We start from the raw sequence: 16,283 nt of genomic DNA, 5'->3' as shown, positions 1-16,283 counted from the left end.
ATGTATTTTTTAGATTTCTGTTTTTAATTTATTTTTTAACATAATTTATATTTTTATAAATTATGTTAAAAAATAAATTAAAAACAGAAATCTTATTTTTTATAGATAATCTCCACATCATCAAATGACTTAATCCTATCAAAATTACCATTTAAAAAATAGATTAAGATCTTTAAAGTTTTTTCTATTCCTCTCTTTTGACGAAGGTATAAATTATTAGAATCATCCCCTGTTAAATCTGCACTTACATCTGAAGATGTGCTTATAATCACATCATCATCCACAATAGCAATACCTCCATAACCAATGCCTGCGGTTGTGCCAATACCTATAGAGGAATTAGCTAATTTTTTTGCAGCTTCTGCCATTAAGATTGACATTTTCTTATCGCCCTCATCATCATAAACCTTTATTCCCTTGATTAATTCTAAAGGCTCTACAGGATTTTCTATTTTTAAAATAGACTTTACAGCATCCAATGTAGGAATAAAAAAACCGCATGTTACACTTAGCTCATTCAAATCAAAAATTGAACATTTATCTTCTAAAATTGCATCCTTTAAGCAGTCTTTTTGAACCTCATTAACTAAATCCCAGTAAGAGGATGCAAAATCCAATTCATAATCCTGAGCAATAGCATGTATTTCATGAGCTAAAATCCCGTGAGTAAAACATTCAGCAGTAGCAATAGTAATCACAAAAACACCCAATAAAAAAATAGAATAGACATTAAAATTATGGGATTGAACAATCAAATATCATTCATTATTCTTTTGAATTAATAATTTTAATGCTTCTTTTGTAATGATATTGGCAATATCATCCAAAACATAAGGAGTTATAGGCATTGCATCACGGATAAACCTGTTTGTGCTAATGATTAAATGGTCTTTTTCAATTCCCTCTTTTCTCAATTCTTCAATTGCAGGATTGGAATTATCAAATTCAGAAATATCCTTTACAACAATTTCTTCATCCCCAATGCCGAAAATTCCTGCAGTTCCTATTGTTTTAGAACCGTTTTCATGAGCTTTTTTTATAATTTTAGCTGCAGTAGGTATGGTATTTCCTCCAGCTATTTCAATAACAACAACATCCCCAGTTATCAAATCAATATTATCATCAGAAATATCTTCAGTTATGGATACGACTTCTCTAAAATCCTTAGGATGGGTGGAAAGCTCTTTTAAAAAATCAGATTTGTATGTTCCTGCCTTTGCACCTTTAAGTAAAAAAATTATATCAGATTCTGAAATTTTCTGTCCATCAAAAACTGTGATTTTTGAAGGCCCGCCTCTGTGAATCTGAATAAGGTTTATACCTGTTCTTAATCCTAATCTACCAAAACCAACTAAATCTATGCTCCCCTTAGGAATTAAATTATTTTCCATCTCTTGAATCATGTTTACACCAATACAAATATTACTTTAAATAAATTATAAAATTAAAAACTTAAACAAAAACTTAAACTTAAACTAAAAGATAAAAGCTTAAAAAACTTAAAAACTTAAACAAAAACTAAAAGATAAAGATTATAAAAGCTTTAAAACTTAAAAAATCTTAAAATAAGTAATTTAAACGATTTTATACAATTAAAAATCTGCTGAAACGTATTTCCAAGGAACACCTCTATCAATCATTTCTATAGGAAGATCAATTTTTTCATTATTCTTTAACAATTGATTGAGAGCAAAGAGACCTGGAACCTCTATAATATGATGTGAAATATCGATTAAAGTTACTCCCAATCTTTTAGCTAAAATAGCATTTGAATGATTTAAATCGCCAGATAAGAATGCATCAACAGACCTGTCCTTAGCTAATTTAATAAACTCAGCATTGCTTAATCCATAACCTGAAACAATAGCTATCTTCCTTAATGTCTTATCAAAATCATCATCATTAACTAACCTTATATTTTCAGACCCGAATTTATAGCAAGCCAATGCTAAAAATTCATCCAATGTCTTAGAAGAAGAACAAATCCTGCCTATTCCAGTTTTTTTATGAAAAATAGAAATAGGCTTTAATCCCAAATAATAAGCTAAAGCGTCATTTGCCCCACCTTGAATAACATCCCAATTAGAATGAATTACATATGTTGGAGTCTTAGGCATGAACAATGGAGGGTGATGGGCAATAACCAAATCTCCTTTTTCAAAATTATTATCATCCTCAGGCAGGAGGTCCATTAAGATTTTAATATTTTTTATTTCTGAATTGTCATAAGTTTTTCCAAAATAGCCTATCTTATCCTCTTTTAAAGCATAATGGCGGGGAACCAATTCATCTAAAATATTGAAAATATCATTTGCATACATAATATCACACATCCTAATCGCCCAAAACATTAAAAAAATTATTTGAATACATATTATCCCACATCCAAAATCTCTGAGTGAATTTTATCAATAAACTCTCTTATAAGCTCATCACAGCTAAATATGGAAATGGTTGAAACCTTAAGGACAGGATTCTCTATCAAACTGAAAAACTTATCCAAATCCTTTTGCTTAAAAATGATTTCCTCATAAAAAGTCATTTCAGATGAGCAATAAAGAACACCTTCCTTAGATAAAATACTATTCATGGATTGTCTTAAGATATCTATTGCAAAAGTCATAGTTCCTGAAGTTTTTGTATTTAAACCAAATGTTTTTAAAACAAACTTATTATCTGAATTGACCAACTCTACACGGGAATAAATATTGTTTTTATTCCTTAAAAGAACATCATTATCCTCTGCAATAGGATCTTCAATTAAAAAAACCTTAGAATTAATGGATTTTGACTGAGATTCATTTATTCCTCCTAAACCAGTAGTATCAATAACGATATCGGAATTCTTTATTAAATCCAAATCAGAAGAAAATCTTATATCTTCATTAAATCTTTCCAAAGAGCATTCATTATCTCCAATGAATATCCCATTAGAGTCTATAGGATTTCCTAAAGGAGAATCAATAAATCCTTCCAAATGGGGATAAATGTCAACGACAGCAATATTCTTAAAGCCATTTGCTGAAAGATACTTTGCAATAGCTATTCCTGTAAAATAAGTCCCTATAATTATAATTGAACTTTCTTTATTGATTATTTCATCGTTTAATAAATCCTTAAATAAATCTAAGACAGCATCCGCTTTCTTTTTTAAGATCAAATTGAAAATGTCCATCAATTTAAAATCTGATTTAATAGTGAAAACTTCTGAACTTATCCCCGTATCAACTTCATTTTTATTCATTTGAATCATCAAAATTAAATTTTAATTATAAATTAATTATAAAAGTTATCTAAATAAAAAACAGTTAATAAAAAAATGCAAACGAATAATTAGCTAATAAAAAAATAAAAAACAGCTAATAAAAAAATGCAAACGAATAATTAGCTAATAAAAAATTAATCAATTTTAATTATTATCTTTTTTCATTTTTATATATGCATATAAATTTAATCTAGATTAAACCAAATTATCTCCATTTTCCTCTAAAATTATCCAAATTAACCTATATCCCCATTTTCCTCTAAAATTATCCAAATTAATCCATATCTCCATTTTCCTCTAAAATTATCCAAATTAACCTATATCTCCATTTCTTTAAAATTATCCGAATTAATCCAAATTATCTTCATTTTCTTTAAATCCAACTTTCTTTAAAGCTTCTAAAGTTTCCTTATAAACAGTTTCTTCTAATGATTGATGATGAATAATATGAGACGGAGAAGAAGCTGCAGTTAAAATTCTGGATTTATTATCCATAAAAACTAAAAAAGATCCAGATCCTGGAATTCCTAAACGTCCTCTTGCAATTACCAAATCTGCATCAGACTGGTCAATAGCTATCATAGCCTTTGATATGGCAGGAGTTCTACTGAAATCTGCATAATTGGTATTGACATGCAAATATTCTGCAGGAGGAATGTCAAATCTTTTAAGGACCTCATTTATAACTTCCACTTTAATGCCGTTTTTATTAGGAACTACAATCCTTGCATTGCGAATAAAGTTCTGAATTTCAATAATCTCCTCTTCAGTATCCCCCTTACGGGTTCCTTCGTAAGATTGAATGGAAGCTTTTCTAATACTTTCCTCAAAGGCCATATTATCCCCTATTTAAAATATATTAAAACTAAGAATTTAGTAAAAAACAATGAAAAAATAATAAAAAAATGAAAAAATAATTAGGCATGAAGCTGAACTTCAAGTCCTAAGTCTTCAACAACAGAAATAACCTCATGCAAGTTTCCGTAACTTGGAGATCCTACTCCCTTTACAACCAAAGGATAATCCTCAGGAATAACTGTAGCCAAATTATTGGCTCCTGCAAGAAGAGGAAGTTCCACATTTTTCGGACCGATTGTAGGTGTAGGAACGGTAATTCTAATATTCGGATACATAATCCTTGTAATAGCAATTGTCTTTAATTGCTCTTCAATTGAACATGGAGGGTGATTTTCCATAGGAGTATCTGCATAAGGGTTAAATCCCATTATAGGAATTTCTTCCAAACTGTCAAAAGTTCCTAAAAACAATAGATGCTCAACCCTGTCCGCATAAGACTCTCCAATGCCTATCAATAATCCTGAAGATAAGCCTATGCCTGCATCAGACACCATTCGGCATATGTTTATACGGTCAGATAAGTTTTCACCAGGCTTAACAAAATTAAACACATCTTCATTAATTGTCTCCAAATTACAGCAAACAGTATCTGCATTATATTTCTTTAACTCGTCAACGGCTTCCTGAGTTAAGTCAGCGCCCACATTAACCAAAATTTCAAGCGAGGTTTCGCCCTTGACAATCTTTGCAGCATTAACAGCCTGTTTGCCCTTATAACCATGTCCTCCAGAGCAGCTTATTCTAGGAATGCCTGATTTCTCTACACAATAAGCTGCTGAACGTATCTCCTCATCGGATTTATAAAATGAATCATAATAACCTGCAGATGAAGTTTTAGCAGCAAATCCACAATATTTACATCTTGGCTGAACTTGACATTTATTTGTAAGATGAATAGTGGATGTTAATTTAATCAAATCAGAGGACTCATTACGAATATCTGAAGCGATTTTGCATAATTTCTTTAAATTCTCCTCATCATCTATTTCAAATAATTGAATTAATTCATTTTTACTCAATTTTTCTCTATTTTTAGCTTTTTCCAAGATAGATTCTATCAAGTTAACACCTTAACTCTTTATAAAAAATTAAAAATTAAAATTAAAAATTAAAATTAAAAATTAAAATTAAAATAATTAGATTAATATTTTAAAAAATCTCCAAACAAATTTGCAATATATAAAATATTAATCTGATTACATTAACCAAAATACGAAAATCATAAAAATTTTCGAATAATAAAATATTAATCTGATTACACTAAGCAAATATAAAAAATAAGAAACTACCTAATCCCCTAAAACAATCCAAAAAATATAGTTTTAAAAAAAATAAAAAAAACTAAAAAATAAATAATTATTATATAATAAATTAAACAAATAATTAATTATTAGATAATTTGTTATTATATTCTATCCATAGGGATCATAGATAAAATTTTCTAACAGCTGTTTGCCATTAGAAATTTTCTATTAGATAATAACTTATTATTTAATGTGATATACTAAAGAATTAAATTAATAGCATTAAAGCAAAGATTCACAAGATTAATGCATATTTAATTTAATTTCTTTAGTTTTTGGTTGTTAAAACTAGTTCAATGAGCTAATTTCAACAATTATAACTTATAAAGTTATAAAATTTATTCTCTTTTTCCTAAAGATTCTAAGACAGTAGGTACAATTTCAGCTAATGGTCCAAAGTTCATGGAGTCAGCAGTACCTAATAATGCACCAGGGTTTAAAGCATCATCCATTTTGTCGATACCTTCATCTTGCATTAATTTAATTACATTAGTTAATGCTTCATTAGCCATACTTTGTGCAAATCCTGCAGGAGCACCTAAAATTTGAGTTACGGTGTCTCTGTAAGATAAAAGACCTGCGTAAGTAATTGCAGTTACTGCGGAACACATATCACATACAGGACCTACCATGTTTGCAGGTAAGGTGAATGCGGATCCTCTTGCTTTTTGACCTAATTCGAATAAAGTGTCGATAGATGCTTGATCAGCGAAACCTTCTGCAATGTATACTTGACCTTTCATTTCAGGTACAGCACCTGGGTGGTATGAAGCTACATTTACGTCTTTTCCTAAATCTTCAAAGATTTTGTTTAATCCAGGAGTAGGAATAGTACATGCGTGGGTTACAATTGCACCATCTTTAATTACATCTGCGAATTTTTCGATAATAGCAGGTTGCATACCTCCTTCTGGTAACCAGGTCATGATCCAATCTGCATCAGCTACTGCTTCACGGTCGTCACTAGTTACTTTCATACCTAAATCTTCAGGGTGAGTGAAGTGAATTGCACCTTTGGATGGTTTAGGGATTGTTTCAGCTAATTCTCCTACTTTTGCTCTGATTGCTGGCATTACATCTTCAGGGTTGCCTGCTTTGTGTGCAGCTATTACTTCTGCATAGTCAAAGTCATCCACTACAGTAAATTCTCCATCAAATACTGGGTCAGATACTACAACTTCGTCTACTCCAGCTAATTCTAAAAGTTCAGCACCCATTTCAATGGTTGAGTGAGTCATTGAAATGTTTTCTTTTCCAGTTAAATCTGCAACTTCACAAGCTCTAGAAAAATTTGTAATTCCACTAGCTGCGTGAGTTCTGTAACAGCCAGCACCTAAAATTGCTACTTTCATTTTCAAATCTCCTTAAATTTACTACTCTGTTAAAAAAAAATTCAAGAAACTAGAATAAAAATTCTAATTTTAGAACAACAACCATAATCTTATTTAAAAGGATTAGATTCAATGAATTCGTTACAATATAAAGGAATAAAAATTAAATTCACATATCATTAAAGAATTATAAAACTAATACCACACCATTTAAATAAATTAAATTAAGGTATTATCCCAAGATACCTAAATGATTATAACACATAAATCGATAATTTTCTAACTTTAATTTTATATATTATAAAAAAGGTGATTTACTTCAGACAATGAATTTATATTAGATAATATGATACTCGAAAGAAGTAATAATAAAACCCATTTTTAGAATATTTAGTAATACTTTTTAACAAAGTAGTATTATTATATATATTGTAATAAACATATATACTTTTACATAAATTCTTTAATCGATTTATGTATTAATAAGAGTATTTAGGTATAACAAAATTTATTTATTTAATGGTTTATATATTTAATCATTGGTATATAAAAATTAAAAAAAATTCTTTGTTGAAATCCTAAAAATTTTTATAAAAATTTTCTAAAATAAGGGATTAAAATAAATAAATTAAATTCTTAAAATAGGTTTTCAACAGACAAAAAAAATTATAAAAATTATCTGAAAATCCTGAGATAAAAAGAAAGATATACCTCCAACTCATAAATGGAAATAAGAATTTAGTTAATATAGGGAGAGAATTAATTTTATAAGAATGGAGAATAGCAAAAAAGAGGTAAAAAATGTACGAACTTATAAAAGAATCTATCAATAATGACGATAGTGCCCTTGAACTGGCAAAAGCTAAAAAAGATGTTGAATCAGTAGTGGATGCAATATCTGAATTAAGTCTGGAAGACACTATGAAATTAGGTACACGATTTAAAAAATTCCCCATAGGATGTGACTTAACTGAAATAGTTGTAGGGACATGCGCTTCCGATTTAGAGAAAATAGATTTATTTGGAAATTGCCAACTTGCAAATATGATTGGAGCGCCTATACACATTTGCGCTTATGCGTTTTCAGACATAGCTGAAAAATATGGTCAAAGAGGCGTGGAAATAATGGAAGAAGTTTACAATCTTACAGACGTTCCATTAGACCTTGACCACTTTGGGAAATATGGTGCCATGAGATTTCCTAAACAGATTGTAGGCTGTGGAGGGGACTGCTATAATAATGGACCGAGCTTTACAGAATGTCCAAGAGGAAGGATTCATGAAAGATTAACAGACAAAGAGAAAGGGGAAGAGGCAGATAAGGAAACTTGGGTGCAGTTATCTTCATCCGTCGCTATCAACCTAACAAGCGAACAATGTGGAGACGGGCATGCAGCACCTCTTGAAGAAGCAGAGGATTTAGCGAACTTAGCTAAAAAATATGGAAAAGGCCTTGAAGCGATAATGTTTGTTGGTGACGGATATGATGAACTCATAACCGGATTTAAAAAAGCCATTGAAATGGGAGTAGATGTTTTTGTTATAGAAGGCGGACCATTTAACAGATGCGAAAACACAAATGAAAGTTTTGCAAAAACAATAGCAATGAGCAGAGTCCTATGCCCTGGAAAAGTAGTTGCAACAAATGGAGCTTACGAAAGCGAATGTAGAGCAGGCCTTAGATCAGGACTTAATGTAATCATAACAGGTTTCCCTAAAAATCACCATGGATATATGTGTGGTTTTGAACCTGGCACTGCCAGAAGAGGAAAATTCGGCCTTCCAAGGATTCTAAAAATCATGAATGAGGAAATCCCAACAGGACCAACAAGAGTTCCTGTGCAAAGAGAAGAGCTGTTAGCATTAACTCATGCAGTAAAACTTGCAGGACCTGAAAACATTTATCCAAAAACAATAGGATCTTTCGCTATTGGAGATGCCCATTGGGCAACCATTCAAAATTCCAAAATGTATAAGGAAATGAACTTGCCAATCACATTAAATGAAATTGCAGATTCCGTAAAAGGAAATTCCGTTTCATTGCATGGTGGCAGATTCGTTTCATGGCTTGTAGCTAAAGAATTAGACAAAAGAGGAATTGATGAAATTATCATAACTGACAGCAACCCATGGGTTGAAAACGTTAGTGTAAATAATTTACAGGAGGAATTGAATGCCACAATCATCAAAGGACATGAGAATGATAAAACCAGTGGCCAGATTGCAAAAGAATCAATTATAACTACAACAATTCCAAAAATACACAATATTATTAAAAATAAGATTCCTCATGCAATAAGTATTATCTAAGTTTATTGCTGAATTAAGTATTGTTGAATCTATCAAATTTAAGAATAATACTAAAATTTGAAAATAGACATTATAAATAATACTTTTTTAAAAAAAAGTAATAAACTTTTTATATGATAATATATAAAATAAAAATTGTTTAAGGAGAAATTCATCGCTCAAATAAAAAAAATAATTGCTCTTTAAACAATAAGAACAATGTGTCACCCTAAATCATTGTTCTTATTTATTTTATGCAAATTTAAACGATAAAATGTTTAAAATAGCATTTTCAATTAATAACTAATTTTTTTAAAAAAAACAATAAAATCAAAATTTCAAGCAAGAACTTTTTAAATGCGGAAATAAATCTAAAACCTTAACTTTTTTTACAAAATGAAGAGACTGGCTTTTTAATTAACTTTTTTTACAAAATGAATAGGTCAGACTTAATAATCAGTTTTTTTACAATTAAGAGATTAAATTTTAGGCTCTAATTTTTTTATCATAAATGCTAAAAATATGATAATCATAGGGAAAAACAATCCATACAGTATTAAAACCAAATCGCCAGGAACCAAATCACCGATTACAACAGATGCAGCAAGCAGCATTGTCAAAACTATAACAGGTGCCAAAATAGCTAAAAAGGTATAAATCATAATGAATGCATTTAATTTTTCACTATATTCCTTTAATTTCATTCGAATATCAAAATTAACATCTTCAGCAATTATGTTCAATGAATTTGACAAGTTAGATCCGACCCTTAAACTTGCCAGAATTTCCCGAATCACCCTTGATAATGCATTTGAACCAACCCTTTTTTCAAGATTTAAAAAGGCATTTTCTGTGCTTTCACCATATTTGATCTCTTCCAGAACCCTTGAAAACTCTTCAGACAATACTCCATAATCAGAGGTGGCAACTGAATCGAGAGAATCAAATAAACTTTTACCTGCCCTCAATTCTGTTGACAAATGTCTTAAGGCATATGGAAGTTCCTTAGAAATAGATGAATATTTGTTTTCCTTTTTAATGTGAGGATAATAGAAAATGAATACTAAAATCATGAAAAATGAAACTAATGCTGCAATTCCCAATTCAAAGGAAATGAATGCAATTATTAAAAAATCAATGAAAAGAAACCCAATAGCCAAAACCAATATTAATCGAAGTATTGAATTAAAGGAATTTAAATCCACAATTCCCCTTTTGGACAAAAGAGCAAGGACTTTTGGAATAAAATTAAATTTATGGCCACTTAAGAAATTGCTCTTATCCCCATTAGATTCAGGGCTTTGAGATTGAAAGTGAAGAGGAGAATTGATTGGAGAGACATTAAAAATTTCAGAATCATAATACCTTTTTTCCAAATCCTCAAAAAAACTTTCGCTTTTGAAAACTTGATTAAAATTAAAATTAGACAATAAACTTGAATTATTTGACTTTTTATTTTTATTTATATTATTATTTTCAATTCCATTTTTAGAATTAATTTTAGAATTAATTTTAGAATTATTTTTAGAGTTATTTTTAGTTATAATTTTATCTTTATTTAAACCATCATTTTTAGAAAATAAACTTTTTTCATTATCATTTTTAGAAAATAAGTTTTTTTCACCATTATTTTTAGAAAACCATCTTTCCTTATCATCATATTCATACTTATCATCTAAACTATCACCATTAGTTTGATTAAAATCAAACTTTTCCAACAATCCAATGAAGAAGTCAATGAAAAATGAAAAAATCTTAAAAATGTAATTAGTGAAAGCTAGAAAAAAATCGGACAAGCATAAACCTCCATTTTAAAATAAAAATACTATTAGAATAAAATTAAAAAATAAACCCAATCAAACAAAAAAAACATTAAATAAATTTTAAAATTAAGCAATTCAATCAAGAAATCCTATCCAAGACAAAATCAGAATTATTATAATAATCTTCAAGGATTTTGGATATTTCCTCCTGTGAAGAAATATTGTTTCTGACCAAATAATTTAAAATCATTTTTCTTTTTTCCCATTCCTCATTAATGTAAGCCATACTAACACCCTTTAAATTAGCCATTTCCTCAAGGGTCTTACTTAAAATGGTCAAATTTTTAAATTCATCATTTTCACTGTCCCACTGAAATAGTTTGCTTAATTGAATGGTGCCTTCCTCAATCCCAACAACTTCAGCAATTTCAGTGATTCTCCTATATGAAATTCCATCGGATCTATAAATTCTTTTTTCCATAATGATGAAATCAATTGAACTGATCATTATTTTAGGAACGGACATCGGAGCATTTGTTAATCTTGTAATAGTTTCTCTTGAATTATTTGCATGAAGTGTGCCAAATCCTGAATGGCCTGTATTAAGTGCAGTGAATAAGGTAATTGCCTCTCTACCACGAACCTCACCTACAATAATTCTATCCGGCCTTTGCCTTAGGGAATTCTTTACCAAATCCTCAATTGTTATTTCTCCCTGGTTTTCAATATTGACTGTCCTTGCCTCCATTCTTAGGATATGCTTATGGGGAATTTGAAGCTCCAATGTATCCTCAATACTGATAATCCTTTCCTTAGGATTTATGAATATTGATAATGCATTTAACAATGTGGTCTTTCCAGAGCTTGTTCCACCTGAAACGATTATATTTGCAGGTTTTACCCCTAAACCATCAACTGAAAGCCATAAAAATGAAGCAATTTCAGTATTTAAGGTATTATACTTAATAAGGTCAACTATAGTCAATGGATTCTTTTTAAATTTTCGTATTGTAATTGTAGGGCCATCTGCTGAAAGTGGAGGAATGGTTGCATTTACACGTGAACCGTCATCCAATCGAGTGTCCAATATTGGAGACTGCTGATCTATTCTTCTGTTGGACTTACGGGCTATTGAATCAATGATGTTTAGAATTTCCGAATCCTGCCTAAATACCAAATCTGTTTCCATCATACCATATTCCCTATGATAAACAAATACTGGCTTATTAACTCCTATAACCATTATCTCCTCCAAATCATCATCTTCAATTAAATTGCTTATTTCCCCAAATCCAATTAATTCCTGAAGCATGTTTTTAGCCAATTGGCTCTTGTATTTATCCCTTAATTGAATGTCCCTCCATTCATTATCGGATTCTGTAGGATTAATATGATAAGGAAGATTCCGATTAAACACAGAATTTCCCGGAGCATAATTAGGATTGGAAAACAATCGATTATCCAAAAAAATACGAATATCATTTAAAATCAGATCTTCATTAAATGAGGACATGTTTTGAGAAACGGCCAAATCGATTAGGCTTTCTCTCAATTCTTCCAAGACCTCTTTTTCATCCTCTGTAAAATTAAATTTAGCCACTTCATATTTTTTATTGCCCTTCATAATATCACCAAAAATTAAGAATAAAAATCAAACCAAGATAATAAACTAATAAAACTATAAACACTTAATAAAAAGCCAATAAAGACTATTAAATTACTAATAAAACTAATAAAACCAACAATAAACTTCTAATAAAACTTATAAAAACTACTAAAACAACAAAAATCGTTTAAATAAACATCTGCATGTAGATTATAATAGCTGGAAGAATTAAAACCCCCATTAAATGGGATTTACTTACTCCCAAATAATGAGGTAACAAACCCATAGCGGTTGATGTAATTAGACCAAGAGTTAAATAAAGTACGGGAGCTTCATAAAGAAATGCAAAAACATACAAAATCACAATCATTAAGAGAATAACTCCTATTGAAAGTTTTTTATAATCCACTCCCTGCATGAGATTTGAAAAACTATCACCTAGCTTTAAACAAATCATCAAGGATATTGAAACTGCGATTAATGAAGAGAATGTGAAAATCATCAAGTGCGCTATTGTAAATTCCGAAATCAAATAGGACATATACACAGCAATTCCGCTTCGGGGATTTCCTATCAGATAAATAGCAATTAATGAAAATAAGGTATCTGAAGTATTCAAACCACTATTTGCAAGAAGGAAATTCTTAGTGTCATCCCCATCATCGCTTGTCCCACAGGCACCTTGAGCAATAATGCTTCCCTGAGCAGGTCCAAAACCCGGTAAAAAACCTAAAATTGCTCCAGCAGTCCCTCCAGCGAAAATACTTTTTATTGTATCCATATCTATTTCAAAGTCATAAAATTTATTTTGATGTGGGATGGAAGAACTGTCATTTAAACTGAATAAAATTGTACTTATTCCAAAAAGACCGCTAAACGTACACATTAAAGAAATTCCGGAAGATATAGGAGTTTGAAGCATGACCCAACCTAATATCCCAGACAAAATAAATAGAAGCATTGACCAAAAAAATGCAAGTCTGCCATTGCTCAACTTATAAATCATCAACACAGAAGCAACGGATAAAATCATCCAAGTGTAAGGTTTGGAAATGTTTTGTAAAAAGGGCAATGCTACAGCAAAAATGGGCAACATCAAAATCACGACAACAATTGCTCCAAAACCTCCTACAGAAACTATTCTAATTGCTTCCTTTGATCTACCTTCTAAAACCATCCTATGACCTGGAAGAACAGAACTTGCAGTACCTTCCTCTGGAACACCAAGCAACATGGAAGGAACAAATTCAATAAGTGCATGAGCTATTGACATAGCCACCATAACAACACAAAGGAATTCTGGAGAAAGGAAACTTAATAAAAAAGCAGAAGAAGCAAACATAATGGCTCCAGCCGTGTTAACATGTATCCCCGGCACCATACCAGTGCATGTTCCAATAGCTATCCCTATAAAGCATGCAATTACCAAATCAATCATGATCCACCTGCCAATAAAAAAAATAAATCGATGAACTTTAGTAATAAATTACCTAAAGAAAATCCACTCAAATAACCTAATTATTAAAAAAATTCAAAGATTTAAATTTTTATTAATTGTATCTTCACATAATGCAGTTCCAATACAATAAATAGATTAGATTTGTTTATATATAAAATAAATCCTAATATGGTAAGTAAATATTATAAAAAAAGTGTAAAATTAAATTAAATCAAAAATATTGATTTAAAATAGGAATTTTTAAAAAAATAGTAAAAACAAAAGGAAAATGTAAAATTTAATTTAAATGATAAAATTTAATTTTTTTGTAAATTTAAAAAAATATTGAAAAATTTAATCTAAATTGTAAAATTTAATTTTTTTGTAAATTTAAAAAAATATTGAAAAATTTAATCTAAATGGTAAAATTTAATCTAAAAAACATTAAAAAACTGAATTAAAATTTATAAAGTAGTTTAAATTTAAATTAGATAGCTAAAAATAGATTAAACTAAAATAAATTAAATAAAAATAGTAAAAAATAGTAAAAAATAGTAAAAAAATAGATAAATAAAAATTGAATAAAAAAAATAAAAAAATAAGAAAAATAAGTGATTCAAAGAATACACTTACATTAATCTTCTAGAATCAGTGATTTCTGCACTAGCAACATCTTCAAGTGCAATGATTGCTTCTTCAGTAGGTCCAGTTCCACCTTCACCGTCTTCTACGATGAAAATAACATTTAAAGCTACTAAACCAAAAGCAACAGGTTCTTCTTGAATTTCGTGTAATTCTGCATCTTCAGGAATTACATCAGTGATTGCTGCTTTTAAAGCTTCTAAATCTACTTCAGGACTTTCAGGCATTACTTTTAAAGTGTTTACAACTTCTCCCATAACCATTCCTCCGAAAATTTTATAATTTCTAATAAATTTAATAAAAATTAATTTAAAATTAGTTTTCATAACCCTTAAATCGTTTTTAAAAGTTAAAACTAATTTAAATTAAGATTGCTTTTTACAAAAAATCCATTAAACTTATGGTCCTTCAAATCCGCATTCGCATTTGTAAGAGTGGCCGAAAGTACGGCAACTTTCACATCTTGCGATAGGTTTACCACATTCTGGACAGTTGAATTGAACATAAGGTTCAATTAATGGTATTTCTTGTTTACAAGATTGACAGTTTACTTTTTCCATATATATCACCGAATATATTTCAAATATTTTAATTTTAATTTAAAATTTACAATTAAATCTAAAATTAAATAAATATAAATTTAATATATTTTACCTCTAAAAAAGATTCTTGATTGTTATTTGTGAATAAATGTGCAATCAAATGGATTGTCCAAATCATCATTCATTATGGATAGAACCCATTGAGGATTTTTTCCATTTACAACATAACAATCCAATCCATACTCAATCAAAAGGGTGGGCAACATTAAATCTATTGATGATTCGTCAAAAGTCAGTAGTTCATTTACACCAATGTCATTAATCAATTCTGCTCCACTTAATGATGGATCTTTAGTATATATACCATTTACATTTGTTGCTATTAAAAGTTTTGCATTCAAGAGGCTTGCAATATAAGCTGCAATTGAATCAGATGTAACATCCCAAGAATGCTTAAATGGTTCATTCTCAGCCAATATCTTCGAACAAATCATAATTGGTATCTTATTGGAATCAGCTATACTTTCTGCTTGATCAATAGTATAACTAATTTCTGTAAATGCTAATTTATCATTCAGCAATTTAGCCAATATGTCCATTGAATCTATAGCTGTTTCATGAGTAATATCCTGGGAAAATCCTATTTCTCCATCATATTTTCGAATGAGATTGGCAAATTCCCCGCCGCCAACAATAACTAAACATTTTTGGCCTTTTAACTTTTTTGCTAATTCAATAGCTTCATTTGGGAATAAACTTCCACCAATCTTAATAACCCATTCAATCATACTATCAAAACTGAATGACAAATAATTTATAAAAATTAAATAATCTAAATACTTATAAAAATAGCATTTATTAATTATTTATTTTTTACATTATATATAGGTTAGTATTTTTTGAATTTTTTAATAAAAATTGAAAAATTAATGAAAAAAATAAAATAAAAAAAATATAATGAAAAAACTCGGATAAAAAAAACGGAACAAAAAAATAATAAAACCAAGGGAGAGAGTAAATGAATAACAAAACCATCGGAATAATCGCGTGTGCGCTGTGCGTTTTAGTATTGGGATGGAGTGCAATAAACCGCATGGCCGAACCCCGGACAATAAGTGTGAACGGCGAATGTTTGACATCTGCACCAAAGGACAGAACCGCAATTACCATCCGGGTTAGTGTCACAGACAAAAGTGCGGCAAAATCTATGAAGGCGGCGTCATCCAAGGTTGCCGAAATCAACAA

At 29.7% G+C, this 16,283-nt stretch carries 14 protein-coding genes; 1 reads left to right on the top strand and 13 read right to left on the bottom strand.

Annotated elements, in window-relative coordinates:
- Positions 1-92: 92 nt before the first annotated feature.
- From Q0138_RS06780 to hmd, 7 genes are all read right to left on the bottom strand, one after another.
- The gene (locus Q0138_RS06780; RefSeq protein WP_297982429.1) at positions 93-698 is read right to left on the bottom strand and encodes a UPF0254 family protein; all 606 of its coding nucleotides are present in this window, start codon (positions 696-698) and stop codon (positions 93-95) included.
- 60 nt (positions 699-758) lie between these two features.
- Complete coding sequence (locus Q0138_RS06775; protein ID WP_297982426.1) at positions 759-1,403, bottom strand: ThiF family adenylyltransferase; 645 nt, start codon at positions 1,401-1,403, stop codon at positions 759-761.
- Between the two features lie 189 nt (positions 1,404-1,592).
- Entirely contained in the window at positions 1,593-2,333 is a 741-nt protein-coding gene (locus tag Q0138_RS06770) for a Nif3-like dinuclear metal center hexameric protein (protein WP_297982423.1), read from the bottom strand.
- Between the two features lie 41 nt (positions 2,334-2,374).
- Positions 2,375-3,244, bottom strand: a complete 870-nt coding sequence (locus Q0138_RS06765; RefSeq protein ID WP_297982421.1) for an SAM-dependent methyltransferase HcgC family protein — start codon at positions 3,242-3,244, stop codon at positions 2,375-2,377.
- Between the two features lie 369 nt (positions 3,245-3,613).
- The gene (locus Q0138_RS06760) at positions 3,614-4,102 is read right to left on the bottom strand and encodes a DUF3236 domain-containing protein (RefSeq protein WP_297982418.1); all 489 of its coding nucleotides are present in this window, start codon (positions 4,100-4,102) and stop codon (positions 3,614-3,616) included.
- 80 nt (positions 4,103-4,182) lie between these two features.
- The gene (gene hmdB, locus Q0138_RS06755) at positions 4,183-5,184 is read right to left on the bottom strand and encodes a 5,10-methenyltetrahydromethanopterin hydrogenase cofactor biosynthesis protein HmdB (RefSeq protein WP_297982415.1); all 1,002 of its coding nucleotides are present in this window, start codon (positions 5,182-5,184) and stop codon (positions 4,183-4,185) included.
- Between the two features lie 581 nt (positions 5,185-5,765).
- Positions 5,766-6,779, bottom strand: a complete 1,014-nt coding sequence (gene hmd / locus Q0138_RS06750; protein ID WP_297982411.1) for a 5,10-methenyltetrahydromethanopterin hydrogenase — start codon at positions 6,777-6,779, stop codon at positions 5,766-5,768.
- Positions 6,780-7,559: 780 nt separating this feature from the next.
- Here hmd and hmdC point away from each other — a divergent pair.
- Positions 7,560-9,068 (top strand): 5,10-methenyltetrahydromethanopterin hydrogenase cofactor biosynthesis protein HmdC, encoded by a 1,509-nt coding sequence (gene hmdC / locus Q0138_RS06745; protein ID WP_297982408.1) that lies wholly within the window; start codon positions 7,560-7,562, stop codon positions 9,066-9,068.
- A gap of 458 nt (positions 9,069-9,526) precedes the next feature.
- Here the strand turns inward: hmdC and Q0138_RS06740 are convergent, their stop codons facing one another.
- From Q0138_RS06740 to Q0138_RS06715, 6 genes are all read right to left on the bottom strand, one after another.
- A complete protein-coding gene (locus tag Q0138_RS06740) occupies positions 9,527-10,423 on the bottom strand; it encodes a type II secretion system F family protein (RefSeq protein ID WP_297982405.1) in 897 nt (298 codons plus the stop codon).
- 526 nt (positions 10,424-10,949) lie between these two features.
- Complete coding sequence (locus Q0138_RS06735) at positions 10,950-12,434, bottom strand: CpaF family protein (protein ID WP_297982402.1); 1,485 nt, start codon at positions 12,432-12,434, stop codon at positions 10,950-10,952.
- Between the two features lie 169 nt (positions 12,435-12,603).
- Positions 12,604-13,854, bottom strand: a complete 1,251-nt coding sequence (locus Q0138_RS06730) for a tripartite tricarboxylate transporter permease (RefSeq protein ID WP_297982399.1) — start codon at positions 13,852-13,854, stop codon at positions 12,604-12,606.
- 629 nt (positions 13,855-14,483) lie between these two features.
- Entirely contained in the window at positions 14,484-14,753 is a 270-nt protein-coding gene (locus Q0138_RS06725) for an elongation factor 1-beta (protein ID WP_297982395.1), read from the bottom strand.
- Between the two features lie 141 nt (positions 14,754-14,894).
- Positions 14,895-15,056 (bottom strand): zinc finger domain-containing protein, encoded by a 162-nt coding sequence (locus Q0138_RS06720; protein WP_067145415.1) that lies wholly within the window; start codon positions 15,054-15,056, stop codon positions 14,895-14,897.
- Between the two features lie 116 nt (positions 15,057-15,172).
- Positions 15,173-15,826: a delta 1-pyrroline-5-carboxylate synthetase gene (locus Q0138_RS06715; protein WP_297982391.1), complete on the bottom strand. Its 654-nt coding sequence runs from the start codon at positions 15,824-15,826 to the stop codon at positions 15,173-15,175.
- Between the last annotated feature and the right edge of the window lie 457 nt (positions 15,827-16,283).

It is taken from the genome of uncultured Methanobrevibacter sp. (genome assembly GCF_937906425.1).
In the GTDB taxonomy this organism is placed as follows: Archaea; Methanobacteriota; Methanobacteria; order Methanobacteriales; family Methanobacteriaceae; genus Methanobrevibacter.
The sequence above is the reverse complement of the archived record's forward strand: the minus strand, read 5'-3'. Positions and strand labels throughout refer to the sequence as shown.

Bases quoted from the DNA above. Each gene is read 5' to 3' on its own strand.
- Q0138_RS06775 (WP_297982426.1), bottom strand. From the start codon at position 1,403: ATGATTCAAGAGATGGAAAATAATTTAATTCCTAAGGGGAGCATAGAT.
- Q0138_RS06770 (WP_297982423.1), bottom strand. From the start codon at position 2,333: ATGTGTGATATTATGTATGCAAATGATATTTTCAATATTTTAGATGAA.
- Q0138_RS06765 (WP_297982421.1), bottom strand. From the start codon at position 3,244: ATGAATAAAAATGAAGTTGATACGGGGATAAGTTCAGAAGTTTTCACT.
- Q0138_RS06760 (WP_297982418.1), bottom strand. From the start codon at position 4,102: ATGGCCTTTGAGGAAAGTATTAGAAAAGCTTCCATTCAATCTTACGAA.
- hmd (WP_297982411.1), bottom strand. From the start codon at position 6,779: ATGAAAGTAGCAATTTTAGGTGCTGGCTGTTACAGAACTCACGCAGCT.
- hmdC (WP_297982408.1), top strand. From the start codon at position 7,560: ATGTACGAACTTATAAAAGAATCTATCAATAATGACGATAGTGCCCTT.
- Q0138_RS06735 (WP_297982402.1), bottom strand. From the start codon at position 12,434: ATGAAGGGCAATAAAAAATATGAAGTGGCTAAATTTAATTTTACAGAG.
- Q0138_RS06730 (WP_297982399.1), bottom strand. From the start codon at position 13,854: ATGATTGATTTGGTAATTGCATGCTTTATAGGGATAGCTATTGGAACA.
- Q0138_RS06725 (WP_297982395.1), bottom strand. From the start codon at position 14,753: ATGGGAGAAGTTGTAAACACTTTAAAAGTAATGCCTGAAAGTCCTGAA.
- Q0138_RS06720 (WP_067145415.1), bottom strand. From the start codon at position 15,056: ATGGAAAAAGTAAACTGTCAATCTTGTAAACAAGAAATACCATTAATT.
- Q0138_RS06715 (WP_297982391.1), bottom strand. From the start codon at position 15,826: ATGATTGAATGGGTTATTAAGATTGGTGGAAGTTTATTCCCAAATGAA.